Source organism: Nonomuraea basaltis (assembly GCF_005893125.1).
GTDB lineage: Bacteria > Actinomycetota > Actinomycetes > Streptosporangiales > Streptosporangiaceae > Nonomuraea > Nonomuraea basaltis.
The window spans coordinates 1-7199 of the sequence record NZ_VCJS01000383.1 but is presented as its reverse complement, the minus strand read 5'-3'; the positions used below and the strand labels follow the sequence as shown (position 1 = coordinate 7199).

The following is a 7199-nucleotide window of genomic DNA, read 5'->3' as shown; positions in this document are numbered from 1 at the left end:
GCACACCGCCCACTGGTCAATCTGGCGACGCCGACATCAGGCTCGGGCCCGCTGGTTCCACAAACGCACCCGCCTGACTACGACATAAACCCACAGCTCAGCTCACGAATGGTGACTGCCGTACTAGAAACGATCAAGCTCGACGGTTACAAAGGGCTGCTCAGCCGACTCCCCGGTACACTGCGCGAGGAATTCGAACAGGCCGCTCTCCTCGGCAGGGTCGGCGAATGCAGCACTGCCGTATGGAAGGCGGTGGATGCTGCGCTTCGAGAAGCGCATCCAGGACTGACAGGTCTGCTCGACTGGTTGATCGCCCAAGCCGACCCCCCGGTGCTGGACAACCGTGATCCCGCGGACCGTGCCTGGCAGGAGCAACAGGATGCGACACGTAGCCTTCTACGGATCGCAGAGTTCCCGCACTCCGCCTTAGCGGCGTGGCAGCGTCCTTCGTCGCGGGATGCGCCCTACCTGGCCGGGCTCATACCGCAGCCCGTAGAGCACAGCCTGATCGATCACGATGTTCGCTCTGCCGGGGATGCCTTCGGCCTATTCAGCCAGTGGCAGAGCGGTAACGAGGTCAGGTGCGACATCCACGTACTGCAGGATGCCGAGGGCCGACGGTTGGAGGTGGCCAACGTCAACGCCACCCCAGTCGAATCCCGGCTCGGAACCGACATGATCTACTTCCACGAGCCCACCCAGAGTTTCGTACTGGTTCAGTACAAGCGTCTCGATCCGCGCAAACGGTCGATCTATGTGGACGACCGTCTTATGAGCCAAATCGATCGGCTTGAAAAGGTGGCACAGCTGAGCCGCTCTCCCGCGCTGCCCAGCGAGTGGCGAATGGGAAACGATCCCTGTTTCCTCAAGCTCGCCCACTGGCCCGAGGACACCGACAAGCAGCCGGTCGAAGGGCTCGTCCCCGGCATGTATCTACCGGTCTCTTACGTTCGACTGCTCTTGCAGGACGACTGCACACGTGGCGCCCAGGCGGACAGCGCTGCACGGCTCCTCGGTTACAAACAGGTGGAGCGCTATCTGGTTAATACGCAGTTCATCGAACTGGTCAAGCACGGGCTGGCTGGCACGGTCGGCACCAATCCAGAGCAACTGCACTCTCTTGTGCAAGACCGTATCGAGGCAGGGCAGAGCGTCGTCATGGCCACGGAGCGCAGCCGCGAATCGGTCAGCGCCCGTCAGAGACGCACTCGCAACCGCGGCTCCAAAGCCAAGCGCTACGTCCACCAGGCGTACAGCCAGGACTCCCTGTTTTGACCGGACCAGGCGGAATGACTGCATGCGGTTGACAGTGGCCAGGTCGGCAAGCATGGAGTAGGGCACAGGCCGGGCTCCCTCGCGGTCTCCGTTCTGGCGCCATTTGGAAACTGCGTGACAGTCGGTGTAACTCCTGAGCGATCGCCGCTTCGGTTCCCGGCCTGACACCCTGGCGCAATCGCTGGGTACCAGACCCTCGTTGTGCCGGACGTCGTCGCAGCCGCCCCAGCCGACATGGGACATGCACGGGATGATCTTGCACAGCACGCGGGCCACATAGGCTATTTGCCCAGCTCAAGCAGCCTTCGCAAGCGAAATAGCCTCCACTCTCCTACAGCGAGTGCCGAGGGCTCTTCTGCCTACCTCAGGGTACGAGTTCATGAGAGTGACCGTGGTGCGCACCAGGTAGGTGAGTCGGCGACAGCCTCTCCATCTCAGCAGCCAGCAGCGCCTCGGTCACGCCGGCCTGTTTGTTCCCACTGCTGGAAGTACCAGTACACGGTCTGCCAGGGCGGCAGGTCGGTGGCAAGTACCGCCACGGACAGCCGGAACGCACCACGTAAAGGATCGCGTTGACGTTCTCCCGGCGCGATGCTTTTCGGGACGTCCCCGGTGTTCGGCTCCGGGAGTAAGGGCTCGATCAACTCCCACTGCGCGTCCGTGAGGTCCGAGGGGTAACGATCAGGGGCATCGGGCCACCCTGACGGCACCGACCGTCACGCCGCACATGAACGATCTTCTCAAGCACCCCCTAATTCGCTGAGCCGGAGTTGTACAAGCTGCTCGCCAGGTGACGTTAACTATTAGTCTGAAAGGTATGAGCACGACATTCCGCTCACCCGGCCTAGTTGTCCAGACCGTTCGGCGGAATGTCTCGCAGGATGCTGTCGTAGTGGTCCCAGGGATCATGGGCAGTGTCCTGAAAGGGCCGAACGGGGTGCTGTGGGGGTTTCGGCTCGGCAGCTATGCCCGACTGTGGAGCCGTAGTGGTTCTTCGCTGAACGCTCTAGCGCTAAGCGAGGACCAACTCGGCAGGCTCACCGACGAAGCTCGGGAGCTTACTACCGACGAGATCGATGGCCGGTTTGACCATGTGGCGGCGACTGGGTTACTGAAGCTTCCGGCATATGCCCCGTTCCTGCACGGCTTCGAGCCCTACGACTCCCTCATCCAGCGTGTCGGCCGATGTGTCGCTCATCCTGACGCGATCTTGGAGTTCGCCTACGACTGGCGGCTACCCGTTGCGTACAACGCCAGGCGGCTCGCCGTGAAGGCCGCTGATCACCTTCAACGGTGGCGGGCACATCCGGATCACGAGGCAGTCCGAAGACTGCGGCCGGATGGTCGGCCGGCACGATTGGTTTTCGTCGCCCACTCCATGGGCGGCCTGCTGTGCCGCGCGCTTGAGCGCGATGGTGAACACCACCTGGACATCCGGGCAACGATCACGCTCGGCACGCCCTTCGACGGCGCGGTGAAAGCGGCGATGATCCTCAGCCGCGGTGAATACGCACCCGTTCCACTCCCTCGGCAACGACTACACGCAATGGCCACCACCTTGCCTGGTATTCATGACCTGCTTCCCTGCTATCGCTGCGTCGAGCAGGATGACGACGGCGACCCCCGGCGGTTAACCCCCACCGACGTCGCCGAGTTCGGCGGCCATGAACAGCTTGCAGCGAAGGCGTTCGCATTTCACCAACGGACCTCACCGTTGCAGTTGGTCAACCATCACGCGCTGGTGGGCACAGCCCAGCCCACCCTGCAGAGCCTGAGCCTGCGCGATGGCCTGGTCATCCCGCACCGCCACACTTTCCAGCTCCACACCGACGAGGGGTTCGTCCGTGAGGGCTCGGGTGTGCTCGTCCGCATCGACGATGGCGGCGACGGCACAGTGCCCCGCAGTTCCGCCACCCTCGGCGGCTTGCGGCCGTCAACGTTGCCACAACAACACGGTTCCCTGGCCCGCGCCAGTGAGGCCGTCCAGCTGGTTTGCGATGTGATCACCGAGCGGGATGCGGGCGCGCCCCGGCTCGGCGAAGGCGAGCTTGGACTCGAGATTCCCGATGTCGTCGCACCCGGCACCCAGTGGTCCGCCGTCGTCTCCGGGGTAGACAGCCCGAACGGCGCGACGTGTCTGATCACCGACGCCCAGGGCCGACAGATCGACCGTCCGCGACTGCAGAGGTGTGACGGCAGGTGGCAGGCCGCCATCGTGCTGCCTGATCCGGGAATCTTCCGCGTCATCGTGGAAGGTGGCGGCACCTCAGCGATCACACAGTTGGTTCTAGCCCACGACGATGGCAGCCCCGATGACTGAGCCGACCACCAGCGCCATACGCGTCTCCCCACATATCGACGTGTTCCCAATAGCGATCGGCGAGTACCGCCACTATCCGCGCCTCGACGTTGATGAGGAAGCCGACCGCGTTGTCAGGCTACTCCACGAATTTGGCGGAGAACTCGCTGTTTCCTGGGAAACACCCATGGCTGAACGAGCAGGCGACGCTATTGGAAAACGACTCGTTGCCTGGTCCCGCTCGTCAGGGGACACGCTCTTGTACTGGATCGGCCATGGGTGGGCAGATGGTGATCGTGCTGCATTGGCTCACGCTGATAGCCCCCGACCTGTTGGGGAAGAAGGGATTCCGCCTGAGCGGCTCGCACACCATATAGCCGAGAGAGAGACACAATCACCGGACGATCCGGGCTGGCTGATCGTCGTCATCGACACCTGCAAGTCCGCGCGATTCGTTCAGTTACTCAGCACAGCCGTCGACAGAAAATGCGACGCCCGGCGCGTGCTGCTAGTGGGAACCTCAGCCGAGGGTTCCACTACGCTGGGGCGATTCAGCGCAGCGCTCACCGTGGTGCTGCACGATGCGTTCGGCGCCAGCGATGTCATCCCCTTCAAGGATATCTGGGCCGAGCTCAAGCGGAATCTCCACGGCAGCGAGGTTGTCCCTAAGAACGTTGAGGACGCCGTGCTCCGTCGCCGAATTCCGCTACCTGGCAGCTTTGCCATGCCGCTGGATGCGCGCGCCACTATCTTGCAAATTCTAGCAACGCTCTCCGACGACGAGCGGCGACACTTCATCCCCAAGGCTCAGGGAGCGGAACTCAGCGAGGTGTCCTGGTACTTCGAAGGCCGCGACGTCGAACGCCAGCGCATCGTCGACTGGCTTCGCGGTACGCACGACCGTGGGCTACTGATCGTGACCGGATCGGCTGGGTCAGGTAAGTCCGCCTTGCTCGGCGACGTTCTCGTACGCAGTCGACCGGAGCTCAGCAGGATTCTCGCCCAGCACGGACTGTTCGGCCTGCTCCCGCACGCACGGACACCGCCAGAGGAGATCTTCGACGTTGCGTTGCACCTCGTCGGGCTGACCCTTGCCGATGTGATCGACCGCCTCTACACCGGCTTAGCGCTGGACCAGGCCGTCCCGCCGGACAAGCTGGCGAGCGAGCAGATCTCCACGCTCCTCGATGCAGTTCGACGGCGGGCCAACATGTCCACGATTCTCGTCGACGCTCTGGACGAAGCAGTTGAACCATTGATCATTGCATCGGCTCTGCTGCGGCCTCTGGCCGCCATTCCAGGCGTGCGCATCATGGTCGGAACTCGCCGATCCACCCACGAAGGACCCGACCAGCCAGAGTCCGAAAACCGAAACCTCCTCGACGCCCTCGAGGCCCCCGGTGCCGACGAGGTGAACACCCAAATGATCACCATCCCCCGCGATCCGCAGGCCATCAGCAGATACGTTCGGCGGCGGCTGGCCTCTGCCCTGCAGCGAGGTGAAGACGATCCCACTGTCGCCGGCATCGCCGTGGCCATCGCCGCAGCTGGCCGAGAATTTCTCTTCGCCCGGCTAGCTGTTCATGAGGTACTCGCTCGCCCAGAGCTCCTGACTGACGCGCGCGGCCTCACCCAGCTCCTCAGCGGCGACCATCGCAACCTATTTGCAGCCGCGGTTAACCGACTGAGCAGCCATCACCCTACTTTCGGACCGCTACTGCACGCACTCGGGTACGCCCAAGGACGCGGACTGCCGATCCGCGATGGCGTATGGGCCACGTTCGCCACTGCTCTACGCTACGGCACGAACCTCGTGATATCCGACACCGACATCAGGGCCTTACTCGCCGCCGCCGCTCCCTACCTGGTGATTGACACCGAACGCGGCCAGACCGTTTATCGACTTGCCCATCGCACTTTCATCGAACACTTCACCACCGATTACGACAACAACGTGGCCGCACACTCGCAGCTCACCTGGGCATGCGTTGAGGTCGCCAGGACAATGACTTACCCACTCAATCCCTATGTGGCGGCCTACACTCTCGTTCACGCTGGCGCAGGAAACCAATCGGCAAGAAATTCCGTTTTAGTGCCCGGGGGGCCCATACTTTTTACGATCGAAGGCCTCGATGGACATGCTATGGAAGTCTTCTTACGGCGGGTCCAATTCGGCGGCGGCATGCCGGATAAGGCTGCCGAGCAGGCAATACCACTGTGGACTTGGAAGCCAACCGATAGCGACAGACCCCTCGACGACCGGCCGCCCATAGGTATCTTCATAGCGTACTCAGTCGCGATGGTGCCCATCGCTGGACGCGCAACTCTGCTGGCCAGCGGTGGACCTGACGGGACAATACGGCTGTGGAACGCAAACACCGGCCAACGTGTGGGTGGGCCCCTTCTCGGCCACGCCCAGACCATCTGGTCGTTGGCCGCAGTCCCCATCCCCGGCGGTCGTAGCCTGCTGGCCAGTGGCGATGCTGACGGAGTGGTGCTGCTATGGGATCCCGCCGCCGGAGAATTGGTCCATCGACTTGAGCACGATCTGAGAGCGGTAAGTTCGCTAGCCGTCGTACAGGTCCCGGGTAGGGAAACGGTTCTGGCGATTGGGGACTACCGCCGTGGCGAAGTGAATATGTGGAACCCGATCTCCCGAGCTCACATCAGCAGCTTTGCGTACCGTGGCAGCGGAATACACGCCTTGACCGTTGTGTCCATCCGAGATGGACGAACCCTAATGGCAAGTGGCCATACAGACGGGACTGTGCGGCTCAGGGACCTCACGACAGGCAAACTCATCGGCCGCCCACTGCAGGGCCACAACGACGTGGTGCGAGCCCTTGCAACCTTCCGCAGCATTAGGGGTGATACTCTCCTCGCCAGCAGTGGCAACGATGGCACGGTCCGGCTGTGGGATCTGACGAGAGGTACGACACGAACCCCGGTCGGCGACCCACTGGTCCACAACACGGGAGACGAACCAGGGGCCCCGGCGCTTGCCGCGTTACCCCGCCCCAACGGACACACCCTGCTCGCCAGCGGCGGCTACGACGGAATGGTGCGACTATGGGATCCGTTCGACCGTACCTGCTTGGTGATCCCCATCGGCAGCCACGTCCTCGCGCTGGCGGTGCTCGAGCACCGGCGCATTGCCGTCGCAGGTAACGGCATCGCCATCATCAATCTCGAGCTCTGATGCAGGCGGTGGCCTGTCGGAGCATCCCTGTGACACCGATATCGTGCTGGCCTGTACTCAAACACAAGGAACCGCTGTTCTGCCTTTAGCAACAACAAGTAGAACTGCAGGAAGATGAACCCACCGCGATCCGATGGGGGTTGGCACCGCCCTGGTCGATGCGATCCGCACGGCAGCCAATAACGCTGCCGCCGACTGCTCCCGTTTGTTCACGGACGTATGGGACTCCAACTGGGAGGCGTTGGCTTTCTATTAGACCAACGGGTTCACTCCAATGCGTCACTACCTGGAGCAGCCATTGAGCTTCCCCCCGTTGCACGGACACCTGAGGTGAGGTCACTCGGCGGTGTCTGAGGGCCGGTAGAGGCTCTCGTACGTGACGGGGCTGTGCATTCCAATGCTGGAATGGCGCCTGTATGGATTATA

The 7199-nt window shown here is 62.7% G+C and carries 4 protein-coding genes and 1 pseudogene; 3 read left to right on the top strand and 2 right to left on the bottom strand.

Annotated elements, in window-relative coordinates:
* Nucleotides 1-1275 (top strand): hypothetical protein (locus tag EJK15_RS66080; RefSeq protein WP_206062217.1); only part of this gene is annotated, 1275 nt, incomplete at its 5' end.
* Nucleotides 1276-1639: 364 nt separating this feature from the next.
* On the opposite strand, the gene EJK15_RS78310 is transcribed toward EJK15_RS66080, so the two are convergent.
* Complete coding sequence (locus EJK15_RS78310) at nucleotides 1640-1843, bottom strand: hypothetical protein (RefSeq protein WP_420847187.1); 204 nt, start codon at nucleotides 1841-1843, stop codon at nucleotides 1640-1642.
* Nucleotides 1749-1985, bottom strand: a pseudogene (locus EJK15_RS66075) (transposase); the annotation flags it as partial. The pseudogene EJK15_RS66075 and the gene EJK15_RS78310, both read right to left, overlap by 95 nt.
* A 107-nt stretch (nucleotides 1986-2092) precedes the next feature.
* Here EJK15_RS66075 and EJK15_RS66070 point away from each other — a divergent pair.
* Nucleotides 2093-3595, top strand: a complete 1503-nt coding sequence (locus EJK15_RS66070; protein WP_138720403.1) for a lipase family alpha/beta hydrolase — start codon at nucleotides 2093-2095, stop codon at nucleotides 3593-3595.
* Entirely contained in the window at nucleotides 3588-6773 is a 3186-nt protein-coding gene (locus EJK15_RS66065) for a P-loop domain-containing protein (RefSeq protein ID WP_171075371.1), read from the top strand. The genes EJK15_RS66070 and EJK15_RS66065 overlap by 8 nt, the downstream gene beginning before the upstream one ends.
* The last annotated feature ends 426 nt before the right edge of the window (nucleotides 6774-7199 follow it).

Bases quoted from the DNA above. Each gene is read 5' to 3' on its own strand.
- EJK15_RS66065 (WP_171075371.1), top strand. From the start codon at position 3,588: ATGACTGAGCCGACCACCAGCGCCATACGCGTCTCCCCACATATCGAC.
- EJK15_RS66070 (WP_138720403.1), top strand. From the start codon at position 2,093: ATGAGCACGACATTCCGCTCACCCGGCCTAGTTGTCCAGACCGTTCGG.